The organism is Streptomyces sp. NPDC040410 (assembly GCF_055595715.1).
This window is the reverse complement of sequence record NZ_JBVIVK010000012.1, coordinates 153124-166002: the sequence shown is the minus strand read 5'-3', so window position 1 is coordinate 166002 and position 12879 is coordinate 153124. Positions and strand designations below refer to the sequence as shown.

14 protein-coding genes and 1 tRNA gene are annotated in these 12879 nt (G+C 70.5%); 8 read left to right on the top strand and 7 right to left on the bottom strand.

Annotated elements, in window-relative coordinates:
• Positions 1 to 2: 2 nt before the first annotated feature.
• The 3 genes from ACZ562_RS24020 to ACZ562_RS24010 all read right to left on the bottom strand — a co-directional run bounded on the left by ACZ562_RS24020 (position 3) and on the right by ACZ562_RS24010 (position 2735).
• Positions 3 to 1091 (bottom strand): LLM class flavin-dependent oxidoreductase, encoded by a 1089-nt coding sequence (locus tag ACZ562_RS24020; protein WP_471182600.1) that lies wholly within the window; start codon positions 1089 to 1091, stop codon positions 3 to 5.
• A gap of 109 nt (positions 1092 to 1200) precedes the next feature.
• Positions 1201 to 1932, bottom strand: a complete 732-nt coding sequence (locus ACZ562_RS24015; RefSeq protein WP_471182597.1) for a maleate cis-trans isomerase family protein — start codon at positions 1930 to 1932, stop codon at positions 1201 to 1203.
• Positions 1929 to 2735: a maleate cis-trans isomerase family protein gene (locus tag ACZ562_RS24010; RefSeq protein ID WP_471182869.1), complete on the bottom strand. Its 807-nt coding sequence runs from the start codon at positions 2733 to 2735 to the stop codon at positions 1929 to 1931. Before ACZ562_RS24010 ends, ACZ562_RS24015 begins: the two co-directional genes overlap by 4 nt.
• Positions 2736 to 2899: 164 nt before the next feature.
• On the opposite strand from ACZ562_RS24010, the gene ACZ562_RS24005 reads away from it, so the two are divergent.
• Both ACZ562_RS24005 and ACZ562_RS24000 read left to right on the top strand, forming a co-directional pair.
• Entirely contained in the window at positions 2900 to 3847 is a 948-nt protein-coding gene (locus ACZ562_RS24005; protein ID WP_471182594.1) for a D-2-hydroxyacid dehydrogenase, read from the top strand.
• A gap of 28 nt (positions 3848 to 3875) precedes the next feature.
• A complete protein-coding gene (locus ACZ562_RS24000) occupies positions 3876 to 5270 on the top strand; it encodes an amidase (RefSeq protein WP_471182592.1) in 1395 nt (464 codons plus the stop codon).
• Here ACZ562_RS24000 and ACZ562_RS23995 read toward each other — a convergent pair.
• Positions 5251 to 5745 carry a DUF3830 family protein gene (locus tag ACZ562_RS23995; RefSeq protein ID WP_471182589.1) on the bottom strand — a complete coding sequence of 165 codons (495 nt, stop codon included), beginning with the start codon at positions 5743 to 5745 and terminating at the stop codon, positions 5251 to 5253. The genes ACZ562_RS24000 and ACZ562_RS23995 overlap by 20 nt on opposite strands.
• A 47-nt stretch (positions 5746 to 5792) precedes the next feature.
• Between ACZ562_RS23995 and ehuB the strand changes: the two genes are divergently transcribed.
• The 6 genes from ehuB to ACZ562_RS23965 all read left to right on the top strand — a co-directional run bounded on the left by ehuB (position 5793) and on the right by ACZ562_RS23965 (position 10080).
• On the top strand, positions 5793 to 6707 hold the full coding sequence (gene ehuB, locus ACZ562_RS23990; protein WP_471182587.1) for an ectoine/hydroxyectoine ABC transporter substrate-binding protein EhuB: 915 nt from the start codon (positions 5793 to 5795) through the stop codon (positions 6705 to 6707).
• Positions 6704 to 7423, top strand: a complete 720-nt coding sequence (gene ehuC / locus ACZ562_RS23985; RefSeq protein WP_471182584.1) for an ectoine/hydroxyectoine ABC transporter permease subunit EhuC — start codon at positions 6704 to 6706, stop codon at positions 7421 to 7423. Before ehuB ends, ehuC begins: the two co-directional genes overlap by 4 nt.
• Complete coding sequence (ehuD, locus tag ACZ562_RS23980) at positions 7420 to 8070, top strand: ectoine/hydroxyectoine ABC transporter permease subunit EhuD (RefSeq protein WP_471182581.1); 651 nt, start codon at positions 7420 to 7422, stop codon at positions 8068 to 8070. Before ehuC ends, ehuD begins: the two co-directional genes overlap by 4 nt.
• On the top strand, positions 8060 to 8845 hold the full coding sequence (gene ehuA, locus ACZ562_RS23975) for an ectoine/hydroxyectoine ABC transporter ATP-binding protein EhuA (RefSeq protein ID WP_471182578.1): 786 nt from the start codon (positions 8060 to 8062) through the stop codon (positions 8843 to 8845). The genes ehuD and ehuA overlap by 11 nt, the downstream gene beginning before the upstream one ends.
• A gap of 196 nt (positions 8846 to 9041) precedes the next feature.
• Entirely contained in the window at positions 9042 to 9800 is a 759-nt protein-coding gene (locus ACZ562_RS23970) for an IclR family transcriptional regulator (protein ID WP_471182575.1), read from the top strand.
• A 206-nt stretch (positions 9801 to 10006) separates the two neighbouring features.
• A tRNA-Lys gene (locus ACZ562_RS23965) sits at positions 10007 to 10080 on the top strand.
• Between the two features lie 477 nt (positions 10081 to 10557).
• Here the strand turns inward: ACZ562_RS23965 and ACZ562_RS23960 are convergent.
• The 3 genes from ACZ562_RS23960 to ACZ562_RS23950 all read right to left on the bottom strand — a co-directional run bounded on the left by ACZ562_RS23960 (position 10558) and on the right by ACZ562_RS23950 (position 12858).
• Positions 10558 to 10989: a hypothetical protein gene (locus ACZ562_RS23960; RefSeq protein WP_471182572.1), complete on the bottom strand. Its 432-nt coding sequence runs from the start codon at positions 10987 to 10989 to the stop codon at positions 10558 to 10560.
• Positions 10990 to 11016: 27 nt separating this feature from the next.
• Positions 11017 to 11622 (bottom strand): lytic polysaccharide monooxygenase auxiliary activity family 9 protein, encoded by a 606-nt coding sequence (locus ACZ562_RS23955; protein WP_471182570.1) that lies wholly within the window; start codon positions 11620 to 11622, stop codon positions 11017 to 11019.
• Positions 11623 to 11736: 114 nt separating this feature from the next.
• Entirely contained in the window at positions 11737 to 12858 is a 1122-nt protein-coding gene (locus ACZ562_RS23950; RefSeq protein ID WP_471182567.1) for an SPFH domain-containing protein, read from the bottom strand.
• Between the last annotated feature and the right edge of the window lie 21 nt (positions 12859 to 12879).

Sequence of the window (12879 nt, the reverse complement as noted above, 5' to 3'; positions counted from 1 at the left end):
GCTCAGCTGCCGGGCAGTCCGTAGGCGTCCGCGATCAGTTCGTACGAGCGCAGGCGCAGGTCGCCGCCGTGGGCATGGGACGTGATCATCAGCTCGTCGGCGCCGGTGCGCTTGTGCAGGTCGTCGAGGCCGGAGCGGACCTCGTCGGCGGTGCCGTGGATGACGTTGGAGTTCCAGGAGTCGACGAACTCCCGCTCCCGCGGGCTGAATTCGTACGCCTCGGCCTCCTCCGGGGAGGGGAAGAGGCCCGGGCGGCCGGTACGCAGGCGGACCATGCTGAGGCCGGTGGCCAGGACCTGGCGGCGGGCCTCCTTCTCGTCGTCGGCGGCGAGCGCGGAGACGCCGATGAGGGCGTAGGGCTCGTCGAGGACGGCGGAGGGCTGGAAGGACTCCCGGTAGAGGTCCAGGGCCGGGATCGTGTTCTGTGCCGAGAAGTGGTGCGCGAAGGCGAAGGGCAGGCCGAGCACGCCGGCCAGGCGGGCGCTGAAGCCGGAGGAGCCGAGCAGCCAGACGGGCGGGCGGTGCGCGGACTGGACGCCGCCGGGCGAGGTCGCCTGGACCGGGCCGGGGACGGCGTGGATACGGCGGTAAGGGTGGCCGTCGGGGAAGTCGTCGTCGAGGAAGCGGATGAGCTCCGCGAGCTGCTGGGGGAAGTCGTCGGCGCCCTCGTCGAGGCGCTCGGTGCGGCGCAGGGCCGCGGCGGTGGCGCCGTCCGTGCCGGGGGCGCGGCCGAGACCGAGGTCGACGCGGCCGGGGGCCATGGCTTCCAGGGTGCCGAACTGCTCCGCGATGACGAGGGGGGCGTGGTTCGGGAGCATGACGCCGCCGGAGCCGAGGCGGATGCGGCTGGTGTGCGCGGCGAGGTGGGCCAGGATCACGGCCGGGGAGGATGAGGCGACGCCCGGCATCGAGTGGTGCTCGGCAACCCAGTAGCGGTGGAAGCGGCGGGCCTCCGCGAGCCGGGAGAGGGCGACGCTGGTGCGCAGGGCTTCGGTGGCGGTGTGGCCGGCGCCGACGGTGACCAGGTCCAGGACGGAGAGAGGGGCGGGGGCGGTGCCGTGGGCCCCGCCTCGGATCTCGTCTGCTGACACCTGTGCCTCCTGGTAGTGGCCGTACGCTGCTCTGCCCGCCACTAACAGGAGACCCCCTCCGCTTTATTCCCCGGGCGGCCGGGAGAAGGATGTGGGATCTTCCGGCCTGTCACACCTGCACGATCGGCTCCCGCGTGAACAGCGACCCCAGCGCCGGCGCGTTCACCCGGCGGTCCGCCAGGCGCAGCGCCTCCCACACCGTGACCTGGTTCGCCGTGAGGACCGGTTTGCCCAGTTCCTTCTCCAGCGCGAGGACGTGAGCGGCCGTGTGCAGAGCCGTGTCCGGCAGGAGCACCGCCTCGGCGTCCTCGTGGTCGGCCGCCCTCGCCAGGCCGAACAGCTCGGCCTCGCCCCAGGTCGCGACCTCCGCCGCCGTGATGATCCCGGAGCCGCGCACCGCGACGACCTCCGCACCGCCCGCCCGCAGGAAGTCCGCGAACAGCGCGGTCACGTCGTCCGGATACGTGGCGCCGACCGCGACCCGGCGCACCCCGATCTCCCGTGCCGCGTGCACGAAGGCGAAGGAGGTGGAGGAGGCGGGCAGGCCGGCCGCGCGGGCGAGGGTGCGCACCTGCTCGTGGGCGCCCTCCCAGCCGTAGACGAAGCTGCCGCTGGTGCAGGCCCAGACCACCGACTCGGCGCCGGACATCCGCAGTTCCTCGACGCCCGTCGCGAGGCGCTCGGCCGAGCCCATCCGGCGCAGTGCCTCCACCCGGTGCGCGTCCTCGCCGATGTCGGTGTGGACCAGGTCCACCCGGATGTCACTGCCGAGGAGTTGCTCGATGCGCTGGTAGTCGTCCTCGGCGGAGTGGCCCGGGTAGAGGAGTCCGAGTGCTGTCATGTCCAGCCTTCCTGCTGCTGTTCTTCGTCCGGCAGTTCCGGCACCTGCGGTAGAACGGGACCGGACCGCGCCGCCGTGTCGATCAGCAGCTGATACGGTCCCACCGCCCGGGTACCCAGCCGGCGCAGCGCCGCCCACATCGTCACCTGGTTGGCCGAGATCACCGGGATGCGCAGTTCCGCCTCCAGTTGGGGGATCACGTCGTACGTCGGGAGGTTCGTGCAGCTGATGAACAGCGCGTCGGCGTCGCCTCGTACGGCCCTGTGCGCCATGTCGACCACCCGCCGGTACGGGACCTTCCAGATGTGCCGGGTCAGGCCCATGTACGCGCACCCGGTCACCATGACGCCCGCCTCGGCCACGTAGTCCTCCAGCGCCCGTGTGACGGACACCGTGTACGGGGTCACCAGCGCCACCCGTCGTACGCCGAGCTCGGTCAGCGCCTCCAGGAGGGCTCCGGACGTCGTCACGGACGGCACAGCGCCCGCCCGGGTCATCGCCGCGCACATCTCCCGCTCCCCGGCGATCCCGCCGACGAAGCTGCCGGAGGTGCAGGCATAGGCGACGACCTCCGGTGTGATCACGGTGAGTGTGCGTACCGCGTCGCCGAGCGTCGCGTGCTCGCTGATCAGGCGCGCGAGGCCGAGACTGACCTCGACGGGCACGTACGGAGTGCGGGTCAGGTGGAGCGAGACCTCGTCCGGGACCCACCGCCACAGCTCGCGGTCGAGCGCGAAGTCGAAGGGGGCGACGACGCCGACACCACGCTGGGGGCGGGGGCCGCCGAGGAAGGAGATGTCCATGGCGTCCATGGCAGGCACCGCCCCTCACTGTGGGATGCGGGAGGAGAACGGACCGTACGCATGCCCGTGTTGACGACGGTAGATTCGGGTGCGAGCGTGGTCAATCCGCCCACGTCACGACATGTGTCAGACGCCCGGTCACCCCGTAGGAACACGGTGCCCCGATGACCGCCCCCACCCTCCTCGTCCTCGACGCCGACCCGCTCCCCCGGCTCGGCCGGCTCACCGGCCGCGCCCGGATCGAGCACGCCGACGAGTCGACGCTGGCCGCCCGGCTGCCGTACGCCGACGTCCTGCTCGTCTGGGACTTCACCTCGCACGCCGTTCGCGAGGCCTGGCCGGGCGAGGGCCCGCGGCCACGCTGGGTGCACACGGCGAGCGCGGGCGTGGACCACCTGCTCTGTCCGGAGCTGGCCGGGTCCGACACGGTGGTCACCAACGCCCGCGGCATCTTCGACCGGCCCATCGCCGAGTACGTCGCCGCGCTCGTCCTCGCGATGGCCAAGGACCTGCCGCTGACCTGGAAACTGCAGGGGGAGCGGACGTGGCGGCATCGTGAGTCGCAGCGGGTCGCCGGCACCCGGGCCTGTGTCGTCGGGTCCGGGCCCATCGGCCGTGCGATCGTCCGCGCGCTCAAGGCACTCGACGTGACGACCGCGCTCGTCGGGCGCACCCCGGCCACCGGCATCCACGGGCCCGAAGAACTCGACCGGCTGATGGCCCGCGCCGACTGGGTGATCGCGGCGGCGCCGCTCACGGAGCAGACGTACGGCATGTTCGACGCCCGCCGGTTCGGGGTGATGCAGCCCTCCGCCCGGTTCATCAACGTCGGGCGCGGGCCGCTGGTCGTCGAGGACGCGCTCGTCGAGGCGCTGTCCAAGCGCTGGATCGCGGGCGCCGCACTGGACGTCTTCGAGCACGAACCCCTCACGCCCGACAGCCCGTTGTGGCAGGTCCCGAATCTGATCGTGTCCCCGCACATGAGCGGCGACACGGTCGGCTGGCGGGACGAACTCGGCGCCCAGTTCGTTGAGTTGTACGAGCGCTGGGAGGCGGGCAGACCACTGGCGAACGTGGTCGACAAGAAGCGCGGATACGTACCGGGACGCTGAACCACCGACCGACGATGCTGGAGGGCGCATGACGGACGACCTCGACGAGCTGACCGCCGTACAACTCCTCGACGGCTACCGCAAGGGCGAGTTCAGCCCCGTGGAAGCCACCCGCGCGGCCCTGGAACGGGCCGAGCGGATCCAGCCGGAGGTGAACGCGTTCGTACGTCTCACCTCGGACGAGGCCCTCGACCGGGCCCGCCGGTCGGAGGAGCGATGGCGGCGCGGGGAGCCGTCCGGCCTGGTGGACGGCGTCCCGGTCACGGTGAAGGACATCCTGCTGCAACGCGGCACCCCGACCCTGCGCGGCTCCAGGACCATCTCGGAGCAAGGGAGTTGGGATGAGGACGCGCCATCCGTCGCCCGCCTTCGCGAGCACGGCGCCGTCTTCCTCGGCAGGACCACGACCCCCGAGTTCGGCTGGAAGGGCGTCACGGACTCACCCCTGACCGGAATCACCCGCAATCCGCACGACCCGACCCGTACCGCGGGCGGATCGAGCGGGGGCGCGGCGGCGGCCGTGGCACTCGGCGCGGGCCCGCTCGCCCTCGGCACGGACGGCGGCGGCAGCATCCGTATCCCGGCGTCCTTCTGCGGGATCTTCGGCCTGAAGCCGACGTACGGCCGGGTGCCGCTCTACCCGGCGAGCGCCTTCGGCACGCTGTCGCACGTCGGACCGATGACCCGGGACGCGGCCGACGCGGCCCTGCTGCTGGACGTCATCGGCGCTCCGGACTCCCGCGACTGGTCGGCTCTCGGCCCGCCTCCCGGCCCGTTCACGGCCGGGCTGTCCGGCGGTGTGCGGGGGTTGCGCGTCGCCTACTCGCCCTCTCTGGGCGGCCAGGTGGCGGTGCAGCCGGCGGTCGCGGCGGCGGTACGGCGGGCGGTGGAGCGGCTCGCCGGGCTCGGCGCGTACGTCGAGGAGACCGACCCGGACTTCACCGAACCGCTGGAGGCCTTCCACACCCTGTGGTTCAGCGGGGCGGCCCGTGTGGTCCAGCATCTCGGGCCGCACCAGCGGGAGTTGCTCGACCCGGGCCTGCGCGAGATCTGCGGTCTGGGGGCCCGCTACAGCGCCCTCGACTACCTGGCCGCCGTCGACGTCCGCATGGAACTGGGCCGCCGCATGGGCCACTTCCACGAGTCCTACGACCTCCTGGTCACCCCGACCCTCCCGATCACCGCGTTCGAGGCGGGAACCGAGGTCCCCAAGGGCTCGGGGCACCGGCGCTGGACGGGCTGGACGCCGTTCACCTACCCGTTCAACATGACCCAGCAGCCGGCGGCGACCGTCCCCGTCGGCACGGACGGGGACGGTCTGCCGGTGGGCCTGCAGATCGTGGCGGCCCGGCACCGGGACGAGCTGGTGCTGCGCGCCGCGCACACGCTGTACGAGGCCGGGGTCACCTCCGGCGGAAGCTGAGCGTCTCCCCCGCCGCCCCCGACCGCCACAGGTCGTTGCACCCCTCGGCCATCTCCTCCAGGCCCTCGACGACCTGGCCCCAGACGATGCCGGGAACCCAGCCGACGTCGCCGTTGAGGAGAAGGTTGTTGCGCTCGTAGAAGAGGGCCAGGTCGACGAGGGTGGTGCCGGGGCGGACCTCGCGGTCGTAGCCGTAGGCCTTCGAGCCGAGTTCCGCGCCCGCGAAGGAGAAATAGCAGAGATCTCCCGGGATCGGGGTGACTGTCGGATTTTCCAGAGGTGGCTCCGATTCCGCGAACGGGGGGAAAAGCGCATAGATTTCGTTGCGCGCGTACTTCGCGTGGTAGACGTCACCGGACAGCGGAAGCGCGTCCCACACGGCCGCGCACGTGAGCGGCGCGCGGTCGTCCAGCAGCTTTGCCGTACAGGTGATTCCACGCTTGACCAGCGAGACTTCGATGTGACGGTCAGCCATGCCTTCCATGGTGCATACATCGCATCGTCTCGGGTAGCCGCGCCGCCATGGCTCCACCACTGGAACATGGCGAACACACATATGGGTCCACCGGGACCACACGCCGATCGCTGCTCGCGGGGGTGGCGGCGCTCGGCGCGCTGGGCGCGGCCGGCTGCTCCCGCGTGGCCACCGCGTCGGCCACGGACGGCGGTGACCTGCTCGACCGGCTGAAGGCGCAGGGCGTCGTGCGGCTGGGCATCGCGGGGGAGATTCCCTTCGGATACATCGACCGGAACGGCGAACTGACCGGCGAAGCACCCGAATTGGCGAAGGTCGTTTTCAAGCGGCTCGGCGTGGACAGGGTGCAGCCCGTGCCGACCGAGTTCGGGTCGCTCATTCCCGGGCTGAACTCGCAGCAGTTCGACGTCGTGGCCGCCGGGATGTACGTCAATCCCGAGCGCTGCGAGCAGGTCGTCTTCGCGGACCCCGACTACCAGATGCTCGATTCCTTCATCGTGCGGAAGGGAAATCCCAAGGGGCTGAACGACTACGAGGACGTCGTCGAGAAGAAGGCCAGGTTCGCGACCGGGACGGGTTACGCGGAGATCCAGTACGCCGTCGAGGCCGGGTACAAGGAGAGCGACATCCTCATCGTGCCGGACCAGGTCGCCGGGCTGAACGCCGTGGAGGCGGGTCGGGCCGACGTCTTCGCCGGTACGGCGCTCACCACCCGGGAAGTGGTGAAGAAGTCCGCCAAGGCCGAGGCGACCAAGGCCTTCACCCCTATCGTCGGCGGCAAACCCCATGTCGACGGGGGCGCCTTCGCCTTCCGGCCGACCGAGACGAAACTGCGTGACGCCTTCAACGTCGAGCTGCGCAAGCTCAAGAAGAGCGGCGAGTTGTTCCGCATCCTCAGGCCCTTCGGCTTCACCGAGGCCGAGATGACCGATCTGACCGCGAAGGAGCTGTGCGGCGGATGACCTCGGGACTCTGGGAACTCGTACTCAAGGGGATATGGACCACCGTCCAGTTGCTCGTCTTCAGCGGGCTGCTCGCGGCCGCCGTGTCCTTCGTCGTGGGAGTCGCACGCACCCACCGGCTGTGGATCGTCCGCTTCCTCGCGGGCTTCTACACCGAGGTGTTCCGCGGGACCTCCGCCCTGGTCATGATCTTCTGGGTGTTCTTCGTGCTGCCACCCGCCTTCGGCTGGCAGCTGGTGCCCATGTGGGCGGGCACGCTGGCGCTCGGGCTGACCTACGGGGCGTACGGCTCGGAGATCGTGCGCGGTGCGCTCGGCGCGGTCGATCCGGCGCAGAAGGAGGGCGGGATCGCGCTCAGCTTCACGCCCTGGCAGCGGATGCGGCTGATCCTGCTGCCGCAGGCGGTGCCGGAGATGATCCCGCCGTTCTGCAACCTGCTGATCGAACTGCTCAAGGGCACCGCGCTGGTGTCCGTCATGGGCATGGGCGATCTGGCGTTCAGCGGCAATCTGGTGCGCCTCGCACTGCAGGAGAGCGCCGAGATCTACACGTACGTCCTGCTGATCTACTTCGTGATCGCATTCCTGCTCACCCGCGTCATGCGCGGGCTGGAGAAGCGGCTGAAGGCCGGGGTCGGCAAGGCGCCGGAGCGCGGTGTGTCCGCGCATGAGCTCAAGCGCGCCGAGACGACCGGCGTGGGAGGTGGTGTCGCGTGAAGTGGGACTGGAACGCGGTCGGCGACTTCATGCCGCACTTCTGGGACGGCCTCGTCGTCACCCTGGAGGCGCTGGCCCTCGGCTCGCTGATCTCCTTCGCCCTCGGCCTGGTGTGGGCGCTGCTGATGCGGACGCCCTACCGGTGGGTGCGCTGGCCGGTGGGCGTGGTCACGGAGTTCGTGCGCAACACCCCCCTGCTGGTGCAGCTGTTCTTCCTCTTCTATGTGCTGCCCGAGTGGGGCGTGACCCTGTCGGCGACGACCACCGGCGTCATCGGGATCGGGCTGCACTACTCGACGTACACGATGCAGGTCTACCGGGCCGGCATCGAGGCGGTGCCCGCCGGCCAGTGGGAGGCGGCGACGGCACTCAACCTGCCGGTCGGCAGGACCTGGACCGCGGTGATCCTGCCGCAGGCGATCCGCCGGGTCGTGCCGGCGCTCGGCAACTACGTGATCGCGATGCTCAAGGACACGCCGATGCTGATGGTGATCACCGTGCTGGAGATGCTCGGCGAGGCACGGCTCTACTCCCAGCAGCACTTCCAGTTCACCGAGCCCCTGACCGTGATCGGCGTGGCCTTCATCCTCATTTCCTATCTGGCCTCCCTTCTGCTGCGAGCCATGGAGCGACGTCTTGTCCGTTGACACCGCGAAGAACCCCGGGAAGAACCCCGAGCAGCGCACAGGCGAGCTGGTCCGCCTGGATCAGGTCACCAAGCGGTTCGGGGACCACACCGTCCTCGACCGGCTCGACTTCCGCGTGGAGACGGGCAAGCACGTCACCCTGATCGGACCGTCCGGGTCGGGCAAGACCACGATCCTGCGGCTGCTGATGACGCTGACCAAGCCCGACGAGGGCACGATCACCGTCGACGGGCAGCGGCTCTTCCCGGCCCCCGAGAAGCAGGTCCGGGAGGTGCGCAAGAAGATCGGGATGGTGTTCCAGCAGTTCAACCTCTTCCCGAACATGACCGTGCTCAGAAACATCATGGAGGCCCCGGTCACGGTTCTCGGCCTGTCGAAGGACGAGGCGGAGGCGCGCGCCCGCGAGCTGCTGGACCTGGTGGGTCTGGCCGACAAGTGCGACGCCCGCCCGACCCGGCTGTCCGGCGGCCAGCAGCAGCGGGTGGCCATCGCCAGGGCACTGGCGATGCGGCCGCAGGTGCTGCTCCTGGACGAGGTGACCTCCGCGCTGGACCCGGAGCTGGTCGCGGGCGTCCTGGACGTGCTGCGGGACATCGCCCGCAGCACCGACATCACGATGCTCTGTGTGACCCACGAGATGAACTTCGCCCGTGACATTTCGGACCAGGTCCTGATGTTCGACTCGGGTCGTGTCATCGAGTCCGGGCCGCCGGAGAAGATCTTCAGTGATCCGGACCACGACCGGACCCGGGAATTTCTCGGCGCGGTTCTCTGACCCTGAGAAGTAAAAGCATCAACATCCGAGGTCCACGCATTGGGTGATGGCACAGGCATATGCCAGAGTGCCGGCGCCCCTGCTGAGAGCGTCGCAATCTCGTCAACCGCCGCTCCCAACAGGCCTCTTGGCCGTTATCGTGGAGGGGATTCGCTGTCCGGATCACGGCCCAAGAAGCGAGCGCAGGGGGAACACCGTGGCGCTGATGCACGAGCCGACCGCGCCGTACCACTCGGCCCAGGACGCCCTGCGCGTCCTGGAGGCCGTGGCACGGCACACCACCGGAGTCACCGACCCCGAGCTCGCCCGGCACACCGGCCTCAGCCCGGAGCGACTGACCACGCTCCTGAGGATGCTGCGCCGCGAGAGCTACGTCGAGCAGGTCACCGACGGGGCGTACGTCACCGGAGAGGCACTCAGCCGCCTCGGCTCCGCCGACCATCACGAGGAGGCCGTGCGCGAGAAGCTCCAGCGCACCCTGGACCGGCTGCGCGACTCGGTCGGCGCCGCCGTCTACATCAGCCGGTACGTCGACGGCGAGGTCAAGGTCACCCAGTACGCCGCCGGCCCGGCCACGCCCGCGGTCAACGAATGGGTCGACTTCCGCTACTCCGCCCACGCCACCGCGGTCGGCAAGAGCCTGCTCGGCCAGCTCGACCACAACGGCCGCCGCGACCACCTCTCCCGGCACAAGATGGCCCGCCTCACCTCGCGCACCATCACCAGCGACAAGCTGCTGCTCTCCCGTCTGGAGTCACAGCCGCCCACCGTGCCCCACCTCGACCTCCAGGAGTACGCGGTCGGCACGGTCTGCGCGGCCGTCCCGATCACGGCGGGCTCGTCGGTGGGCTGCCTGGCCCTGTCACTCCCGGTGGAGCACGCACACCGTCTCCGCCAGGCCGCGGACACGCTGAACAGGAACGCGGCGCCGGTGCTGCTGTCGCTGGCGATCTAGTGCCGCGTCAGCCAGGGTTTGCCCGTCAAGGAGCGGCGTCCGGTGCGCGCTCTCGGCGTGCCGGGCGTCGCGACGGGGCGAACCTTGGCTGACGGGCCACTGGACACCCCATGGGATCCGGCCCCGGCGGGTGGTCAGAAGCACCCCCGGGGACCGGGTAGTATTTTCTCTGTCGCCGGCCGCGGAGAGCGGACGGCGTGAGTCATGCGCCGCTAGCTCAGTTGGTTAGAGCAGCTGACTCTTAATCAGCGGGTCCGGGGTTCGAGTCCCTGGCGGCGCACTTGTGAAGGGCCTCTCGTGGGAGCGGGAGGCCCTTCTACGTCTTCCCGGACACGCCCGCTTGACCAGCTCCCCGATCGGCGCGTCCCGTGCCGCCCGGCTGCGCGGCCGAGGGCGCACGGGGTCGGGGCGGCACTGGAACCCGCCGGTGTCCGACCACTCGAAGACCACCGTGTACCGGACCATGAAGCCGATGCGAAGCCGATGCGAAGCCGATGCAGAACGCGACGAACACACCGAGGAAGGCCAGGATGCCGAAGGTGGACGCCGCCTGCCTGCCGCGGCGCGGCGGCGGTGCCGTGGCCACCACCTCGCCGCCCTCCGTGTAGTACACGGTGACGAAGTCGCCCTCGACCAACCGTCCGCCAGTACATCGAGCAGCAAAGACGTCCGCTCCAAAGTGCACGTCAGAGCAGCCTTGAGATGCGTTCATCCCCGGCGCGAACGCCGGGGCTTTCTGCAAGAGCCACGGTAAGGCTCATGGTTTCGGCATCGTCGCCCACGCGTACAGGAGGACGACGACCGACGCCCCGATGAAGACCAGGCCGACGACCGTGCCCACCATGTCCTTGCCGGGCTGCGGCTCGGACGCCGTCGCCTTCTCCGGGTCGGCCGGCGTGTAGTGGACGAGGGTCTCGTCGCCGACCGCCCGGTCCCGCGGGCCGCCGCTCTCCTTGAAGCGGACCGCGAGGCCGTCGCCGGTGGTGTAGTCGTACTCGTGCCACTGCACGCGCCGGGCCACGTTGTTGACCATCTGGGTGGTGGCCCAGGCGCGCACCACCCGTGCCCGGGCGGTGAGTCCGCTCTCCCAGGCGGCGCGCCGCTCCCTGGTCCGGCGCACGAGCGCGAATCCGCCCCACACCAGCAGGGCGATCAGGAACGGCACCAGTATGTTCGTGTAGGCGTCCATGGGACGCGGACCCTACCCGAGCGGGGATCAGAACGTGACGTCGGAGCAGGCGTAGAACGCGTTGCCCGTGTCCGCGATCGTCCACACCGCGAGGATGACGTGGTGGCCGCTCAGTCCGCTCGGCAGTGTGCCGCTGTGGGAGAGCGTGGACGGCGGGCGCTGCCCGTTGTACGGCACCGTCAGGAACGGTGTCGTGTTCAGGTCGGAGCGGGCCAGGTTGTGGTTCTGGTTCCAGCCCTGTCTGGTGACGTAGTACTTGAAGTCGGTCGTGGCGTGCATCGCCGTGAACTGCCAGCGGAACGTGTAGCTCTGACCGCCGGTCACCTTCGTGGTCGGCCAGGCGCCGCCCGAGGGTGTCCGCGGGCTGTCGAGCTGGGCGAAGCGCGTGTTGTTCGCGGAACATATCCGGCCGTCCGCCGCGCCGGAGGCCGGGAAGCCCTTCGGGCCCTCGACGCTCTGCGGCTCCCACTGGATGTCGCCGCAGTTGGTCACCGTGCCGTTCTGGCAGAGCTTCTGACGGCTGATGGGGAGGTCGGTGTAGCCGTGGCCGCTGGCACCGCCGGAGGAGAGCACGAAGGCTCCGGTCGTGGCGAGGCCCACCACGGTGGCATACAACCTGGTCTTTTTGCGCATGCTGCCGCTCCTGGAGAACGTGGGGGAAGTTCTGTGAGCCGTGCAGGTCTAGACCAAGTCCCAGATTATTGCCGTGCGTTGACCGTGTCCATATCAAAGGCGTGTCCATCCCCATCACGGGGTGGTTTCCCCGCGTCCGGAACAGAAGGCCACCGTCAGGTCCTTCACCAACACCTTCCGCTCGTAGTCGTCGAGTTCGACCAGCCCGCGCATGGTCAGCCGGGTCACCGTGTCCTCGACCGAGTCCACGACCGAGGTGAGCACGCTGGCCCGGTGCTGCGCGTCCAGCGCGGCGATACGACGGCGGTGCATCGCGGCCGCGACCTCGGGGGCGTACTCCACCCGGACGGGCTGCACCGAGAACACCTCCAGCCCGACCGGCGCCGCGTCCGACTCGACCATCCGGGTCAGCGCCTCCCCGGCCTCGTCGCCGGACCCCCGGCGGGTACCGGGCGGTTCCACCGGCACCCGGGCGAGCGCCGCCTCCACGCACTCGCGCAGGTACGTCTCGTGGTCCTCGACGCCCAGCGTGGCCCGCGCGGTGTCCCGCACCCGCCACACGACGAGCACCACCACGCGCAGCGCGACCCCGTTGACGTCGGCCGCGGGCATCGGCTCGCTGCGCCAGTGCCGCAGCCGTACGTCCACGCGGCGGCGCAGCAGCAGCGGGTTGACCCACATCAGGCCGGTGCGCCGGACGGTCCCCCGGTAGCGGCCGAACAGGCCGAGCACCGAGGCACGCCCCGTGCGGCCGCGGGCCAGTCCGCCGAAGCCGAACAGGCTCAGCACCCCGGCACCCGTGAACGTGGCCCACTGCACGGGGCCCAGTCCCGCCCCGGTGTACGACGGCAGCCGCAACGCCTCCACGGCGAGCGGCGGCAGCGCGCCCGCCCACCACGACGAGACCACGCAGCCTGCCAGCCCGCAGGCACCGGCGAGCACGCCCGCCGAGCCGGGCAGCACCCGCGCGGCCCGCTCCACCAGCACGGGGTCGACCTGTGGCACCGGCCGGGCCTTGGCCGGCCCGGGCCGACGCGGGCGCGGCTGCTCCCCCGTGCCCTGCCTGCGCCCCACGACCGCCGGTTCCAGATGCAGCGGCGCCGTGCCGGGGTCGTCGCGGAACAGCAGGTGGACGGGGATCTCGGTGGTGGCCTCGTTCTGGATGAGCCTGGCGGGCCTGGACGGCCCCTCGGCGGGCTCCTCGGACTCGGGCGTATGTGAAGTGGTCGTGCTCATGCGTGCCTCCAGCCTCCGCGC

Coding starts and splice junctions, on each gene's coding strand:
- ACZ562_RS24005 (WP_471182594.1), top strand. CDS start 2,900: ATGACCGCCCCCACCCTCCTCGTCCTCGACGCCGACCCGCTCCCCCGG.
- ACZ562_RS23950 (WP_471182567.1), bottom strand. CDS start 12,858: ATGAGCACGACCACTTCACATACGCCCGAGTCCGAGGAGCCCGCCGAG.
- ehuB (WP_471182587.1), top strand. CDS start 5,793: ATGGCTCCACCACTGGAACATGGCGAACACACATATGGGTCCACCGGG.
- ehuC (WP_471182584.1), top strand. CDS start 6,704: ATGACCTCGGGACTCTGGGAACTCGTACTCAAGGGGATATGGACCACC.
- ACZ562_RS23995 (WP_471182589.1), bottom strand. CDS start 5,745: ATGGCTGACCGTCACATCGAAGTCTCGCTGGTCAAGCGTGGAATCACC.
- ACZ562_RS23955 (WP_471182570.1), bottom strand. CDS start 11,622: ATGCGCAAAAAGACCAGGTTGTATGCCACCGTGGTGGGCCTCGCCACG.
- ACZ562_RS24015 (WP_471182597.1), bottom strand. CDS start 1,932: ATGACAGCACTCGGACTCCTCTACCCGGGCCACTCCGCCGAGGACGAC.
- ACZ562_RS23960 (WP_471182572.1), bottom strand. CDS start 10,989: ATGGACGCCTACACGAACATACTGGTGCCGTTCCTGATCGCCCTGCTG.
- ACZ562_RS24000 (WP_471182592.1), top strand. CDS start 3,876: ATGACGGACGACCTCGACGAGCTGACCGCCGTACAACTCCTCGACGGC.
- ACZ562_RS24010 (WP_471182869.1), bottom strand. CDS start 2,735: ATGGACATCTCCTTCCTCGGCGGCCCCCGCCCCCAGCGTGGTGTCGGC.